The sequence below is a fragment of the Paraburkholderia sp. BL10I2N1 genome, from assembly GCF_004361815.1.
Classification (GTDB): Bacteria; Pseudomonadota; Gammaproteobacteria; order Burkholderiales; family Burkholderiaceae; genus Paraburkholderia.
In genome coordinates this window covers 1,975,178-1,989,209 of the sequence record NZ_SNWA01000002.1, presented here as the reverse complement: position 1 = coordinate 1,989,209, position 14,032 = coordinate 1,975,178, and the positions used below count along the sequence as shown (strand labels likewise).

Below are 14,032 nucleotides of genomic sequence, written 5' to 3'. Positions count from 1 at the left end.
CGCGCGCAGCCGCGACTGTCGCGCAGCGGATAACCGACACAGATAAGCGACACGGATAAGAACACCCCCGGATGGACACATCACGGGCGAAATCGTGGCCGACCGCGCGACCCGGTTCGCGCCCGATACACGGAGACAGACATGGCAACCGATCTACAGGCTCGTGTGTTACGCAAGCTCACGTGGCGTATTTTGCCGTTCGTGATGCTGCTTTATTTCGTCAGTTTTCTCGACCGGGTGAACGTGGGCTTTGCAGCCCTCACGATGAACCAGGATCTCGGCCTCACGCCGACGATGTTCGGCCTTGGCGGCGGCATCTTCTTTCTCGGCTACTTCCTCTTCGAAGTGCCGTCGAACCTGATCCTCCACAAGGTCGGCGCGCGCATCTGGATTGCCCGCGTGATGGTGACCTGGGGGCTGGTCTCGGCAGCGTCGGCATTCGTTGTCGGCCCGAATTCGTTCTACACGATGCGCTTTCTGCTCGGCGTCGCTGAAGCGGGCTTCTTCCCCGGCATCATTCTTTACCTCAGCCAGTGGTTTCCGGCACGGCAACGGGCGCTCGCGGCGGCGGCGTTCATGGCGGCCGCGCCGCTGTCGACCGCCATCGGTTCGCCGATCTCCGGCGCGCTGATGCAGATTCCGACTATCGCTGGCCTGAAGGACTGGCAATGGCTTTTCATCATCGAAGCGATTCCCGCGGTCGTGCTTGGCTTCTGCGTGCTGAAAATGCTGACGGATTCGCCCGACAAGGCCAACTGGCTTGCCGGCGACGAAAAAGCCTGGCTCATCAACACACTGTGTGAAGAGCGCGCGAACCGGCAAGCCGAAGCGGGACACGCCGAAGGCGCGCTGCATGCGCTGCGCGATCCGCGCGTCTGGGTGCTGGCTTTGATCTATTTCGGCACGTCCGCCGGGCTTTATACGCTCGGCCTGTGGGCGCCGCTGATCATCCGGCAGTTCGGCTTCAGTTCGCTCGGAACGGGCGCACTGAATGCGATTCCGAGCGTGATTGCTGTCGTCGGCATGGTGTGGTGGGCGCGCCATTCCGATCGTACGGGCGAACGCACGTGGCACGTCGTGATCCCCTGCGTCGCGGCGGGCGTCGGACTCGCGTTTGCCGGCATCGCGCAGACGGCGTTCGAAGTCGTGCTGGCGCTGGTCGTCGTGAACGTCGGGATCGGCGCCGCGAAGGCGCCGCTGTGGGCCATGCCGAGCATGTTCCTCTCGGGTGCGGGAGCGGCGGCAGGGATTGCGATGATCAACGCGATCGGCAATCTTGGCGGCTTCATCGGGCCGTTTGCGATCGGCTGGCTGAAATCGGTGACGGGCGGCTATGCGGCGGGCCTGTATGTCGTTGCGGGCAGCCTCGCCGTATCGGCCATGCTGACGCTGATGATCGGGTGGCGGGGATATCGCGCAGCGGCAGTCACGCGGTAGCCTTGCTGACTAATCCTCAGGCCAGAACGAACCGGTATCGGACCGGCTATCGAACCAGCAAAAAAGGGGCGCCGTCTGCGGCGCCCTTTTCGTTGCCGTGCCGCGTATTGCAACGCGGTCAGTTCACATCCGAGGTTCAGATCTCGACCCTGGCACCGAGTTCGATAACCCGGTTGGTCGGCAGTTTGAGAAAGGCGGCGACATTGCCGACGTTATGCAGCATCACGGCGAACAGGCGCTCGCGCCACAGCGCCATCCCCTTGCCGTGCTTCGGCACCACGGTGGCGCGGCTCAGGAACCAGGAGCTCTGCGACGGCTCGAATACGATGCCATATGTCTTGCAGGTTTCAAGTTCGTGCGGCAGGTCGACTTCGTCCATAAAGCCGTACGTGATCGTCACCTGGTAGCAATCCTGGCAGAGCGGCTTCACCGCGACCCGATTGCGTTCATCGACCCAGGGAATCTGGGCACTCGCCACCGTCAGGAACACGACGCGCTCGTGAAGCACGTGGTTATGCATCAGGTTGTTGATGAGCGCATGCGGTACGGCGTTCGGATCAGGCGACATGAAAATCGCGGTACCCGGAACGCGCGCAGGCGGATGCTCCAGCAGCCTGTCGAGATACGACTTCAGCGGTGTGGTGCCAGCCCTTGCCCGCGCTTCGGACAGCATCATCTCCCAGCCGCGCCCCCACGTGGCCATCACCGTGAATGCGACGAGCCCAATCACCAGCGGGAACCATCCGCCATCGATGATTTTGAGGAGATTGGCCGAGAAGAACATGCCGTCGATCACGAAGAAGAACACCGTCGCGAACACACACAGCAGCCAGTTGTAATGCCACGCATAACGCACGACAAAAAACGTGAGCATCGTGGTGATGAGCATCGTCCCGGTGACGGCGATGCCATAGGCCGATCCCAGCGCGGTCGACGAGCCGAAGCCAAGCACGGCGGCCACCACGGCGATCAGCAGGGTCCAGTTGATGCCAGGGACGTAGATCTGGCCCATTTCCCGATGCGACGTGTAGATGACGTTCATCCGCGGCAGGAACCCGAGTTGCATCGCCTGCCGCGTCATCGAGTAGGCGCCTGAAATGACCGCCTGCGACGCAATCACGGTGGCAACCGTCGATAGCACGACCATCGGATAGAGCGTCCATGCCGGGAACAGCCGGTAAAACGGGTTCTCCAATGCTGACGGATCGGCAATCAGGAGCGCGCCTTGACCGAGGTAGTTCAAGGCGAGCGCCGGGAACACCAGCGCAAACCAGGTGAGCCGGATCGGACGCGCGCCGAAATGCCCCATGTCCGCGTACAGCGCCTCGGCCCCCGTCAGCGAAAGCACGACCGCACCTAATGCAACGAACGCCAGCCAGCGGTGATGCAGGCAAAATGCAAGGCCCGTAAACGGATCGAGAGCCCTCAGGATGTGCGGCGCGTCCATGATGTTGGCGATCCCTGCCACAGCCAGGACGACGAACCAGATCACCATGATCGGGCCGAACACCGCACCGATGCCTGCCGTGCCGCGCCTTTGAGCCAGAAACAGCGCAATCAGCGCCACCAGCGTAACGGGTATGACATAGCTCTTTAGCATGGGGGCCGCGACCTCCAGTCCTTCGACCGCGCTCAGCACCGAGATGGCCGGCGTAATCACCCCGTCACCGTAAAAGAGCGCAGCCCCCATGACCCCGACAGCGAGAAGCGTATGCCGCAGCCGCGGCTTGCTGGCTACTGACGACGCCGCCAGCGCCAGCAGCGCCATGATTCCCCCTTCGCCGTGATTGTTCGCGCGCAGGATGAGGGTCACGTATTTGAGGGAAACGACCACCGTCAGCGACCAGAAGATGAGCGAGACGATCCCGATCACGTTCGCGGCGTTCAGCTGGAGTCCGTTGGCTGGGTCGAACACGGTTTTCAGCGTATACAACGGACTGGTGCCGATGTCGCCGTAGACCACGCCGAGGGCCGCCAGCGCCAGACCCATGACGGCCGGCCGATGCGGGCTCGGCTCGCCGACAGGGTCAGCGTGAGCCGCGGATGCAGGATGTCCCATGTCTCCCTCCCTCCAGACTTACGCCTCCGCCGGCAAAGGCACAGTCCAGGCCTCTGACGCGCGGAGCAAAGATCGCGGGCTTGCTGACCGGTCTTGACCATCCGAAAGCCGCCTGTATTGTCGGGCGATTGCTGGCTTTGCTATCCGTCGTTGATCGAAGTATAGGGAAGCGTCGACGGAAAAGCTGTATGGCAAACGAGAATGTGCATACCCCATTTGCACTATGCCCTCGCCAACCGGACGACGGCACGGATTGATGCGCCCGGTCGGAGCGGCGCCCGCTCCCGGATCGGCTGACGTCTGCTCGCTGGCACGGCGTACCGCCCGCGATGTATCGTGCATAGACACCACGATGTGTCGACGAAAAGCGCGGCTTCGATGTGATAATCGCCACTTCCTCACACGTGGCCGTCGCCGCCTGCTGCTCATGCTGTTTGCCCTGAAGGCTTTCATCGTCCCTGTCATCGTCGCCTGCGCGATGTTCATGGAGAGCGTAGATGCCAATGTGATCGTGACGGCATTGCCAGAAATGGCGCGCGCATTCGGGCGTGACCCGGTCACGCTCAAGATTGCGGTGACGAGCTACGTACTGGGGCTCGGCGTCTTCATTCCAGTATGCGGCTGGCTGGCGGACCGCCTCGGCGCGCGCACCGTGTTTCGCACCGCGATCGGCATTTTCGTCGTGGGCTCGCTGTTGTGCGCGGCTTCCACCTCGCTCATGACCTTTACGCTTGCTCGCTTCGTGCAAGGCGTCGGCGGCGCGATGATGGTGCCGGTGGGCCGCATCATCATCTTTCGTGTCGTCGAGCGCTCGGAGTTCATTCGCGCGATGAACTACCTGAGCGTGCCCGCGATGCTCGGGCCCGCGGCGGGTCCGCTGCTCGGTGGCTTCATCACCACCTACCTGCACTGGCGGCTGATTTTTTTCATCAACATCCCGATCGGCATTCTCGGCATCTACCTCGCCAACAAGCACATCAAGAACACACGTGAGCCGCATCCGGGACCGCTCGACTGGCCGGGCTTCGTGTTGTCGGCGGGCGGCGCCTCGCTGTTTCTGCTGGGACTGTCGCTGATCGGCGGCGAACTGGCTTCGGGTACGACGGCGCTGACGATGACAGTCGGCGGCGCGGCGATGCTCGGCGTCTACGTGCTGTATGCGCGACGCGTGTTGCGGCCACTCCTCGATCTGCAGTTTTTCCGCGTCCCTACCTTCCAGGCAAGCGTGCTTGGCGGGTCGCTGTTCCGGGTCGGACTCGGCGCGGTGCCATTCCTGCTGCCGCTCGTGTTGCAGGAAGGGCTCGGCATGAGCGCTTTCCGGTCGGGGTTGATCACGTGCGCGTCGGCCTTCGGCGGCATGTTCATGCGCACCCTGGCCGCGCGCGTCCTGCATCGCTTCGGCTTTCGCACCGTGTTGATCTATAACGCGGCGTTGTCCGGTATCGCAATCGCTGCGTGTGGCGCCTTCTTTCCGGGTACGCCGACATGGGTGATCTGGCTGGTCGTGCTGCTTGGCGGCTTCTTCCCTGCCCTGCAGTTCACGAGCCTGAACTCGATGACCTATGCACAGATCGAACCTCGCGACGTCGGCCGGGCGACGAGTCTTGGCAGCGTCGTGCAACAGATTTCGCTTGGCCTTGGCGTCACCGTGGGCGGTATCGCGCTGCAGGTCACACGCGCATTGCATGGCCATCCGACGATTACATGGTCCGACTTCTGGCCATCATTCGTTCTGATGGGGCTCTTCTCGTTCGCATCGATTCTGGTGACAAGGCGGCTCGCGCCCGATGCGGGGGACGAGATTGCGCGCGGCAAGCGCGTGGATACCGATGCGAAGCGGTAGCCGCGGAATCTGGATATCTGGTCTTCGGCGATACGTCCGCTGACAAGCGGTGAACAAGCGGTGAGACCGTTCGTCATCTTCGGTATGAAGGGAGATCGCGTGACCTTTAGCAAGGCGTTCTTCGACCTTCAGTTGCAGTTCGCGCAAAACGTCGTCCGTTTGTCCGGGCTACCGCTCGCGCAGGTGCTGCTGGACTATACGAACCTGTACGTCCGCTTTGGCCTCGGCCGCGCATTCGACCGCGACCATCCGGTCTGGCTGCAATACCTCGCCGGCCTGCAACACACGGACGATATCGACGCCTGGACTTATCCCTTCTTCCTTACACGACAGTGCGATGTACCGCCACCATCGATTGTGGCGACGTTCGGCTGCTTCTCGTACGCGCTATCCACGGACGGGTACATCCGCCTTCACTTTCAGAATGCCGAGGCAACGGGACGTTCTCCGCTAGACATCGAGTGCCTTGCGGCGCGGATGGAGGAACTGCGCTCGCTTTTCCAGCATGTCGATTGTGCGCAGCCGGCAATGCTGCGGGTTGCAGGTGTGTCGTGGCTGTATAACATTCCCGCCTACCGGCGCCTTTTCCCGCCGTCGTATCTGGCGAGCGTCAGGGTAGCGGGTCCACGGTTTCGCAATCTGCCGCTATGGGGTCAATTTCTGGATCGGCATGGAGCAGTCAGACAAGGCATGGTTGCGCCATTTTTAGCGCGTCTGTCCTGTCAGACTGACATGGACGACATCGCCCGGTGCTTCCCGCTTCAGGCTCTGGCGGTGGAGGCGCCGGTGTCCGACTTTCAAGACTTCTACGAAAGCCAGCGCGTCGTGTAGAAAGCCCGCACTTCCGGAATCAGCTCTTCTCGAGATCATTCCGGAGTGTTCTGTCAGGAGCGCTCGACGTCACGTTTGCACCGGATCATGGCAACATACGCAGATCTTGTTTCCATCTGGGTCGCGAAAATACGCGCCGTAGTAATGCGGGTGATATTGAGTCCTCAAGCCGGGTGGCCCGTCGCACGAACCGCCATTCGCAAGCGCTACGGCGTGGGCCCGATCGACGGCGTCGCGCCCAGGTGCAAGAAGGGCGATCATCTGACCGTTTCCAGGGCTTGCCGCGTCGCCATCGAAAGGCCTTCCGATCAGAAACAGTGGACGTGGCGCATCGGCCGCTACCCAGCCGGCCCAAGGCGTCTCTGCCTCGCAGAATTTCAGCTTCAATCCCAGGACATCCATGATCCCGGAATAGAACCTGAAGGCTCGATCAAAGTCGGTAATGCCCATGAAAATATGCGAAATCATGTGGATCAACCCGCGGCGCGTAAGAGTGAACAGCAAGACATGATGGTGTCACACGATGGATCGACAAATGAGCGCTAGCAAGATTGCACATCCGGCCGCGGCAGCCTGGATGCCAATTGCCATCGCCGAGCACGGCGTGAGGCGCCTTGGCCCGGGCGAAAGCAACCCTCGCATCGTCGAGTACAACAGTCACACCAATCTTGCGGGTTACGACGACAAGGTTTCATGGTGTTCGTCGTTTATCAACTGGTGTCTCGTCAATGTGGGGATCCGGGGGACAGGCTCCGCTTTGGCCCGTTCGTGGCTTGAATGGGGAGTGAACCTCGACAACCCCGTGTATGGGTGCATTGTCGTGCTGACGCGAGATCATCCCTCAAGCTGGAAGGGACACGTCGGCTTCTATCTTCGGCACGACGCCGAATATATCTATCTGTTCGGCGGAAACCAGCGGCAGGAAGTTCGCGAACTCGCCTATGCCCGTACCCGGGTCCTTGGATATCGATGGCCTGACGCGTCGTCGTTCGAGCAGCGATGACGGGCGCTGTGGGGTTGCGGTCTGCGCATGAACCGGGGATCATCGGAACAGCGTCGCAAGCCAGGGCCTGTTGAGCGCCCTTGTTGCGCTATCAAACCCCCTTTGTCATCGAGGAAGTAATCTTGCGTGTCGGCCGACCCGTAAAAGCCTTGCCCCAACCGCTGTGCGATTATTGCGGCGCGCACGCGGTACTTACGCGGGCAGGCGACCAGGCGTACCCCTATCGCGAGGATCACGGACCGGTATGGCTCTGTGCATCCTGTCAGGCGTGGATCGGCGTGCTCGCGCGAAGCACGCGCAACATCCCGCTCGGCCGGCTCGCCGACGCACAACTCCGTGACGCGAAGAGCCGTCTGCACGACACGCTCGAACCACTCGTTGCCGGCAAGGTTCGCCGCGATCGCGTCAATGCCTTTGAGGCGCGTGCCAGGGCGATCCGCTGGGTGTCGACCGAGTTGGGCTTCGATCCGCTACCGCCGAACATCCACGCGCTTTCGCTCGACCAGTGCCAGCAGGCGATCCAGTACGTCGAGACGTTCATTGCGAACCGCCGGAACGCCTCCGGGAGCGGTGGGGTGTGAGCGTTTTGCGAAGCCACTCATGGCCGGGCACCTTGCACGGGCGCAAGTAGTTGCATTGCTAACTACATTGATATAGGCTTGTGTCATGTTCGATCATTGCCTCTACTTCAACACTTCGGCGCTTGCTCGCAGACTCGAGCGGGAATGGGCCGACGCATTCGAGCCTTTCGACCTGACACCGCCTCAAGGTTTCATGCTCCGCGCCATCATCGACAGGCCGGGAATGCTGCAGCGTGAACTCTCGGAGCAAATGTCGATTGCAAGGCCGACGGCGACGCGGGCGATGGACGGCCTCGAAGCGAAGGGGTACATCGAGCGGCGCCGCACCGCGGACGACGGCCGCGGGGTTTCCATCTTCCCGACAAGAAAAGCGATTGGTATCAAGGTTGCGCTGAATGGCGCCAGCAATGCAGTAACGGCCAGGCTCAAGGCGACACTCGGCAACGCAAAATTCGCGGACACCGTGACCAAAGTGCGGGGTGCGCGCGAGGCGCTCACTTAAGCGCTTCCTTTTTTGGTCCGTTTAGTTGCATAGATAATTATCTGGAAAGCGCATGGCGCGTTGGGACGCATTGACAGCAGGATTTTCATCATGAAACGAATTGGCGCCTTCTTTATCTCGACCTGGCTGGCTGCCGCGATCCTGTACTTTGGCCAGCATTCGATGCCCCTGATCGCGTTAAGCGGTGTGGTTGCGCTTGGCGGCTTCGATTTGCTGCGCCCATAAGGCCGCAACCATTTCCGCGCGGCTGCGCTCGCCCGGCCTGCACGCCGCACGCACGCGTCACATAAAGTGAGTTGCTTCAACGACTTGCTTCGCCTTCACGCAGGTTGTCCACACGCTTACGAACAGATTCTGTGGACAACCCGGTCCGGCAGACCCGCACCTGCCTGCCATCCAGGTGAAATGACCGCATAAACGATATATACTGTTTATATTGTTTATACGAAGGAGATGGCTATGAGCGACCCCGTGATCAAGAAGCCGACGAAGAAAGCATTTCACTTTCCGACTGGCGCGGAAGACAACGCATCCGCTGAACCAAAGCCGGCCGATGCAGCGCCAAAGGTAGCCGTAAAGGCGAAACCGGCAGGCAAGCCGAAGGCGGCCGTAAAGGCGAAACCGGCAGCAGCGCCCAAGGCAGAACGCCAGAAGCGCGCAGCTGCTGAAGCCGCGCCGGTTAGCGCGACTGCTGAAGAGAAGTCAAAGCGCGTGAAGAAGGAAAAGGTCGTACGCGACAGCTTCACGATGCCCAAATCGGACTACGCCAAAATCGCGGCCTTGAAGGTGAAATGCCTCGAAGCGGGTGTGTCCGTGAAGAAGAGCGAGTTGTTGCGGGCGGGGCTGTTGCTCCTCGAGTCGGCGCCGTCCAAACGGCTGCTCGCTGCGGTTTCGGCCGTCGAAACGGTCAAGACGGGACGGCCTGCCAGGTCATAACGGCAGTTGTGCCGCATGGACGGTACACGCTTTATTGGCGCGCCTGGTACTCGTGCGTCCAGGAGGCGTGTGCCTTACTGCCCTCGAACGTCTGCGTCGCTCGAAATACGACACGCGCATGTATCAACGTCACGCGTAATCGGCGACCATCATTCGCCTCGCATCGAGCGGAAGCACGTGCTTACGTCTTCATGTCAACCCAGATCCGCCCCCAGGCAGTCGCATAGGTCAAGGCCTGCTCACCGTCGTAAAAGTAGTCGAGGGCGCTAAAGCTTTGAGGCGGGCGCTCAGGATGCTCAATGATCAGGTCTGCCGCATGGAGACCGTCGCGAGCTGGCGCAGCGCTCGCCTTCAGTCGATATCCTCGATGTGTCGTGAGCATAGGTATCGTCATGTTCGCTTGCTCGGGCTTCCCGCGATCCATCGGAGAGTGAGAGTACCCGTCCTTCGTGAAAGGAGCTTGATTATCACGATGCCCCGTTACTTTTCAGTGACGGTCGACGAGCTTCCCATACTTAGACGCTTAGGCGTTTTCCCTGCGACTGGCGCCAATACGTTCTTCACTTCGACCCCTATTGCAGATCTGCCCATGCCCGTCGGGCATCTGCGATAGGCACGAGTTTTATGACTGTCATCCTCGTAATGTTCAGGCCAGTCGTGTTAATTCGAGTAACACGCCGCAAAAAGACACCACTATTTGCAACAGCCTCTTACCGCGCATGCGGAACAGAAGAGTGCCTCCAGCGAGCTTTCATGGTGCATCGCACCATTCTTTCATTTTTCCAGTATAGTTAGCGAATACACGGTGTCTTCCCGACTGCAAGAGGCATCTCACAAGGAGTGCCCATCGCATTTGCCAGCGGCGCGCTCCACGCGCGCAGGCAAGGAGAGATCAAGATGTTCGATGCCGAAATCGCAGCTACGCTACTCAACCGGTGGGATCGCAAGCCTGCCACCGCCGATCGCGAGACTTATCTCAATCTGTTGCGTGAAGGCAACCTGGACTTTACGCATCAGCTTGGTGCGGTCAGCAACCCGGGAGTGTCAGACGCAGGTCAATTCAATATCGAGTCGCTCGTTTTCGTCGATGGCTCTCGCGCGTTGCGGATCAAAGCCCCCGATATCGCGCCGGGCTGGACGCGATGGGCTGCGCTCGAACCGCCGGTGGATGTTCCTGAAGTCGCTCACGCCAAGTGAGCACTCGTCTGCCTGTGCACGTTCGTGCGTGGCAAATTCAAAGGTAAAGATCGCCAAGGTACGCGCAATCTGGCCAGCGGGTTCGAACCGCGTGGCCTGATCATGCGCGTCAGCGACCAATCAACGCCCGCGCCGCCGCCGCGGCTTGCGTTCTGCCGAGATCACGCGCGACGAAGTGCGCAATCTTGCGGTCCGCGAGATTGACGGTCACGTAGTCGTTGGGCGCTTTCGTGTGGGTGCCATCTGAAGCTGAATGGTATTCGACACGAAGCTGGGTCGCTGTCACGACGATGCGCAGGTAGCCATAGTTCGTGTCATCGTAGTTTTCCAGCACCACCTGATCGGTGTCGGCCGAGGCTGTCTGTATGACCTGCGGCGCGCGGAGCGCAGGGCTGCCCGACGGTGCGAGCTTTACCAGACCGTGCCCACCGTTTCCGCACACGATGTAGGGAATCTGGGTGCCGTCAGCACTTCTCACTCGCGTGAACCGTTGATAGCTGTGCGCATGACCTGACAGGAACGCATGCGGCCAGACGCCGTTCGCGCGGCACACCTCGTCTATCTGGGCAAGCATGTCCGCGCTCGATCCGTGCCCGCCAGCACAGTAGGGCGGGTGATGGTCCGCTATCAGCAAGGCCCCCTGGTAGTTTTCGGCCTTGACGCGCTTAAACGCAGCATCGAGGAAATCGAGCTGGCTTTTGCCGATATTGCTGTCGGCGATCACGCCAGGGTCCTCCAGCGTATTGCTGTAGAGCGCCAGCACTCGCACAAATGGCGCATCGAACGTAAAGAACACGCCAGGCTGGATCTGCGCGGTGCGCGACAGGCCGCCCGCCTCCGGGGTGACGCCAAACGTCTCGGCGCAGAAGTTGCGCAACCATGCAGCGAGGCTCGTCGCGTATGCCTCGGGCGACACCATGCCATCGTGATTGCCCGCACACGCGAGGATCGGCGCCGGATAGTTCCGATAGGGCTCGTAAAACTGATCGTAGTAGTACCTGCCTTCACCAAAACTGTACACCACGTCGCCGAGCAGCCATGCAAATCGCGGAATTTCGCCCGAGCTTGCCTCAGTGAAGTCTGCGGTCATCTTGTCCGCTACTTCGTTCTGCGTGGCGGGACCTTTCGTGCTGCCGCAATCACCCAATGCATGGAACACGAGTTGCCCAGATGCGACGATCCGGTCGATCTGCGCGGCGTCGCCGCCGAGCACCTGCACGAGGGACAGTTGCGGCTCGACACCTCCGCGTGGAGCAGGAAACGGTAGCGGGAAGAGCTTGTGTTCGGCGTTGAGTTTGTCGATCTCCTTGTATGCCGCGTCATCGGACGGATGTGGCACCCGGAACACCGTGGGATCCGCTGTCGGCTGCGGCTGCGCGAACACCGGCCGCTCCAGCAACCGCGGCGCGAAAGGCGTTTGCGCCACTGCACTGTTCTGCCTTGCGCGCGATGTCATGGAAGAAGCAGGCTTCTTCTGTTTGGGTGTCACTGTGGCATTTGCCTCGCGTCCCTTTCGACTTTCTTTCCTGCCAGTTTCGTTTGTCTTCGATTTCGGTTTCGGTTTCGACGTCGGTTTTGCCGGCATACGCGACTCCTCAACTGGAAAGATCGGCCAGAATCCACGAGCCTCGCAATGGCTATCGGGGGCCGTGAGTACGACAGATGCGCAGGTGGAAAGTGCCATTTCCGGACGAGCCCGTTTGACGGGGCGGGAACGGTGCCGCTACCACGAGACAAAGCCCCGGCATTCTGGCGCGACGTCGCGCAGAATGACGCGCGACGAAGGCAAAACCGTGCTCGTGCTCGACACCGTGACCGAGGCGGCGCCGAGCGGCTGTACGAAAGGGCGGGCTGGCAGCGCGCGGGCATAGTGCCAAAATACACACTGATGCCCGATGGCGGGTTCTGCGGCACGACGTTTTTTCTACAACATCTCTAACGCAAACGGGCGGAAGGCCGCCACATTTTCAGCGGGTCCGCGCCGTGCGGTAAGCTTTCATTTTTTCGTCCATAACCATTCTCAATGTCAGACGAATTCGAAGTCCATGGCCCCCACGACCACGCGGTCGAACATGTCGGCGCACATACCCCCGACCGGACCGCCGCGCGCATCGCCGTGATGACAGCCATCCTCGCAAGCATCGGCGCGATCTCTTCGTACCAGAGCGGCGCCAACGAGAATCTCGCGCTGTTCTACAAGAACGAAGCAGCCATCCGCAAGACCGAAGCGGCCAATCAGTGGGCCTACTATCAGGCGAAAGGCGAAAAGCAGAATCTGGCCGAACTGGGCGCAGCGCTTAGCGATCCGTCATCGGAAGCGCATGCGCGCTTTCTCGCGGACGCGCAGCGCTACAAGTCCGAAAAGGAGCCGATTCGCGCGCACGCGGAGGCGATCGAAAAGGAGGTAGAAAAAGATAACGCCGCCAGCGAATCCCTGCTACACCAGCATCATCGATGGGCGCAGGCGACCACGCTGATCCAGATCTCCATCGCGCTGGCGGCCATCACGCTGCTTACCCGCAAGAAATGGCTGCAGCGGATGTCGGTTGGCGTGGCCGCCGTGGGGATCGCTGTCTGCGTCGCGGCCTTTCTTGGCGTGTGACGTACAGCGAGCCGCAAAAAGACTCGCGCCGAAGGTGTTTTCGCCGCGGCGCTATACACCCCACCTTAGCGCCGGCGTGTGCACCACGCTGTCCCAATGCTTCGTCATCTCGTCGTCGAGCACGCAGAGGGTGATCGACGCGCCCGCCATTTCGAGCGAAGTCGTTAGCGCGCCCACCTGCACGCGTGCGATCTTCAGATCGCGTTTTTGAAGCCACGTGCGCGTTGAATTGAAGAGCAGATAAAGCTCGCCAAGCGGCGTGCCACCCAGGCCGTTCACGAGCACGAGCAAGGCCGCCCCAGCCGTTGGCTTGAGATCGTCGACGATGGCCGTCAGCAACTCCCCGGCAATCGTATCGGCCGACGCGAATTTCGCGCGCCGCCTGCCCGGCTCGCCATGAATGCCGACGCCGACTTCGATCTCATCGTCGCCGATCTTGAACGTCAGCGTGCCCGCAGCTGGCACCGTGCAGCTGGTGAACGCAACACCCATCGATGCCGTATGCTTGTTGATCCGGTCGCCAAACGCCTTGCATTGCTCGAGATTCGCGCCGCTTTCGGCCATGCTGCCGACCATCTTTTCGACGATCACCGCACCGGCAACCCCGCGCCGCCCTGTCGTATAGCTGGAGTTCTCCACCGCGACGTCGTCGTTGATGAGGACCATCGCATTCGGCACCTCGGACATCTCGGACGCCATTTCGAAGTTCATCAGATCGCCCGAGTAGTTCTTCACGATGAACAGCACCCCGGCACCGGTATCGACTGCCTTGGCGGCGGCCATCATCTGGTCCGGCGTCGGCGACGTGAAGATCTGCCCCGGACAGGCGGCGTCAAGCATGCCGTAGCCGACAAATCCTGAATGGAGCGGTTCATGCCCTGAACCGCCGCCCGATATCAGTGCGACCTTGCCTGGTTTCCGGTCCTTGCGTCTCACGAACACCGGCTCGTTGTTGAGCACGACCAGGTCGGCGTGGGCAGCGGCGAATCCCGACAGACTTTCGGCGAGAAAATCGTCGACGTGGTTGATGAATTTTTTCAT

15 protein-coding genes and 1 pseudogene are annotated in these 14,032 nt (G+C 61.0%); 11 read left to right on the top strand and 5 right to left on the bottom strand.

All coding sequences use genetic code 11. The features are described 5' to 3' along the window. The first annotated feature begins 141 nt into the window (after window positions 1-141). Complete coding sequence (locus tag B0G77_RS31095; protein ID WP_133665711.1) at window positions 142-1,437, top strand: MFS transporter; 1,296 nt, start codon at window positions 142-144, stop codon at window positions 1,435-1,437. Window positions 1,438-1,573: 136 nt separating this feature from the next. On the opposite strand, the gene B0G77_RS31090 is transcribed toward B0G77_RS31095, so the two are convergent. After that, on the bottom strand, window positions 1,574-3,496 hold the full coding sequence (locus tag B0G77_RS31090; protein ID WP_133665710.1) for a potassium transporter Kup: 1,923 nt from the start codon (window positions 3,494-3,496) through the stop codon (window positions 1,574-1,576). A gap of 427 nt (window positions 3,497-3,923) precedes the next feature. On the opposite strand from B0G77_RS31090, the gene B0G77_RS31085 reads away from it, so the two are divergent. After that, window positions 3,924-5,339 (top strand): MFS transporter, encoded by a 1,416-nt coding sequence (locus tag B0G77_RS31085; RefSeq protein ID WP_133665709.1) that lies wholly within the window; start codon window positions 3,924-3,926, stop codon window positions 5,337-5,339. A 99-nt stretch (window positions 5,340-5,438) separates the two neighbouring features. After that, window positions 5,439-6,170 carry a hypothetical protein gene (locus tag B0G77_RS31080; protein WP_133665708.1) on the top strand — a complete coding sequence of 244 codons (732 nt, stop codon included), beginning with the start codon at window positions 5,439-5,441 and terminating at the stop codon, window positions 6,168-6,170. 69 nt (window positions 6,171-6,239) lie between these two features. Here the strand turns inward: B0G77_RS31080 and B0G77_RS31075 are convergent, their stop codons facing one another. Further along, a complete protein-coding gene (locus tag B0G77_RS31075; RefSeq protein WP_133666954.1) occupies window positions 6,240-6,638 on the bottom strand; it encodes a VOC family protein in 399 nt (132 codons plus the stop codon). 67 nt (window positions 6,639-6,705) lie between these two features. Between B0G77_RS31075 and B0G77_RS31070 the strand changes: the two genes are divergently transcribed. The 5 genes from B0G77_RS31070 (at window position 6,706) to B0G77_RS31050 (ending at window position 9,192) form a co-directional block, all read left to right on the top strand. Next, window positions 6,706-7,173, top strand: a complete 468-nt coding sequence (locus tag B0G77_RS31070) for a TIGR02594 family protein (protein WP_133665707.1) — start codon at window positions 6,706-6,708, stop codon at window positions 7,171-7,173. A 122-nt stretch (window positions 7,174-7,295) separates the two neighbouring features. Then, window positions 7,296-7,754 carry a zinc-finger-containing protein gene (locus B0G77_RS31065; protein ID WP_133665706.1) on the top strand — a complete coding sequence of 153 codons (459 nt, stop codon included), beginning with the start codon at window positions 7,296-7,298 and terminating at the stop codon, window positions 7,752-7,754. Window positions 7,755-7,839: 85 nt separating this feature from the next. Beyond that, a complete protein-coding gene (locus B0G77_RS31060) occupies window positions 7,840-8,256 on the top strand; it encodes a MarR family transcriptional regulator (protein ID WP_133665705.1) in 417 nt (138 codons plus the stop codon). A 90-nt stretch (window positions 8,257-8,346) separates the two neighbouring features. Beyond that, the gene (locus B0G77_RS45355; protein WP_133665704.1) at window positions 8,347-8,481 is read left to right on the top strand and encodes a hypothetical protein; all 135 of its coding nucleotides are present in this window, start codon (window positions 8,347-8,349) and stop codon (window positions 8,479-8,481) included. Between the two features lie 234 nt (window positions 8,482-8,715). Next, entirely contained in the window at window positions 8,716-9,192 is a 477-nt protein-coding gene (locus B0G77_RS31050; protein WP_133665703.1) for a hypothetical protein, read from the top strand. Window positions 9,193-9,373: 181 nt separating this feature from the next. Here the strand turns inward: B0G77_RS31050 and B0G77_RS31045 are convergent, their stop codons facing one another. Further along, a complete protein-coding gene (locus tag B0G77_RS31045; protein WP_133665702.1) occupies window positions 9,374-9,586 on the bottom strand; it encodes a hypothetical protein in 213 nt (70 codons plus the stop codon). 503 nt (window positions 9,587-10,089) lie between these two features. On the opposite strand from B0G77_RS31045, the gene B0G77_RS31040 reads away from it, so the two are divergent. Next, window positions 10,090-10,389 carry a hypothetical protein gene (locus tag B0G77_RS31040; RefSeq protein ID WP_133665701.1) on the top strand — a complete coding sequence of 100 codons (300 nt, stop codon included), beginning with the start codon at window positions 10,090-10,092 and terminating at the stop codon, window positions 10,387-10,389. Between the two features lie 109 nt (window positions 10,390-10,498). Here B0G77_RS31040 and B0G77_RS31035 read toward each other — a convergent pair whose 3' ends face one another. After that, on the bottom strand, window positions 10,499-11,845 hold the full coding sequence (locus B0G77_RS31035; protein WP_243751283.1) for a metallophosphoesterase: 1,347 nt from the start codon (window positions 11,843-11,845) through the stop codon (window positions 10,499-10,501). Window positions 11,846-12,164: 319 nt separating this feature from the next. On the opposite strand from B0G77_RS31035, the pseudogene B0G77_RS31030 reads away from it, so the two are divergent. Further along, window positions 12,165-12,328: pseudogene (locus B0G77_RS31030) on the top strand (GNAT family N-acetyltransferase); the annotation flags it as partial. A gap of 84 nt (window positions 12,329-12,412) precedes the next feature. Further along, window positions 12,413-12,991 carry a DUF4337 domain-containing protein gene (locus tag B0G77_RS31025; RefSeq protein ID WP_133665699.1) on the top strand — a complete coding sequence of 193 codons (579 nt, stop codon included), beginning with the start codon at window positions 12,413-12,415 and terminating at the stop codon, window positions 12,989-12,991. A gap of 51 nt (window positions 12,992-13,042) precedes the next feature. On the opposite strand, the gene dhaK is transcribed toward B0G77_RS31025, so the two are convergent. Next, complete coding sequence (gene dhaK / locus B0G77_RS31020; RefSeq protein ID WP_133665698.1) at window positions 13,043-14,032, bottom strand: dihydroxyacetone kinase subunit DhaK; 990 nt, start codon at window positions 14,030-14,032, stop codon at window positions 13,043-13,045.

Bases quoted from the DNA above. Each gene is read 5' to 3' on its own strand.
- B0G77_RS31070 (WP_133665707.1), top strand. From the start codon at position 6,706: ATGAGCGCTAGCAAGATTGCACATCCGGCCGCGGCAGCCTGGATGCCA.
- B0G77_RS31050 (WP_133665703.1), top strand. From the start codon at position 8,716: ATGAGCGACCCCGTGATCAAGAAGCCGACGAAGAAAGCATTTCACTTT.
- B0G77_RS31040 (WP_133665701.1), top strand. From the start codon at position 10,090: ATGTTCGATGCCGAAATCGCAGCTACGCTACTCAACCGGTGGGATCGC.
- B0G77_RS31025 (WP_133665699.1), top strand. From the start codon at position 12,413: ATGTCAGACGAATTCGAAGTCCATGGCCCCCACGACCACGCGGTCGAA.
- B0G77_RS31095 (WP_133665711.1), top strand. From the start codon at position 142: ATGGCAACCGATCTACAGGCTCGTGTGTTACGCAAGCTCACGTGGCGT.
- B0G77_RS45355 (WP_133665704.1), top strand. From the start codon at position 8,347: ATGAAACGAATTGGCGCCTTCTTTATCTCGACCTGGCTGGCTGCCGCG.
- B0G77_RS31045 (WP_133665702.1), bottom strand. From the start codon at position 9,586: ATGACGATACCTATGCTCACGACACATCGAGGATATCGACTGAAGGCG.
- B0G77_RS31090 (WP_133665710.1), bottom strand. From the start codon at position 3,496: ATGGGACATCCTGCATCCGCGGCTCACGCTGACCCTGTCGGCGAGCCG.
- B0G77_RS31035 (WP_243751283.1), bottom strand. From the start codon at position 11,845: ATGACATCGCGCGCAAGGCAGAACAGTGCAGTGGCGCAAACGCCTTTC.
- B0G77_RS31075 (WP_133666954.1), bottom strand. From the start codon at position 6,638: ATGATTTCGCATATTTTCATGGGCATTACCGACTTTGATCGAGCCTTC.
- dhaK (WP_133665698.1), bottom strand. From the start codon at position 14,032: ATGAAAAAATTCATCAACCACGTCGACGATTTTCTCGCCGAAAGTCTG.
- B0G77_RS31085 (WP_133665709.1), top strand. From the start codon at position 3,924: ATGCTGTTTGCCCTGAAGGCTTTCATCGTCCCTGTCATCGTCGCCTGC.
- B0G77_RS31060 (WP_133665705.1), top strand. From the start codon at position 7,840: ATGTTCGATCATTGCCTCTACTTCAACACTTCGGCGCTTGCTCGCAGA.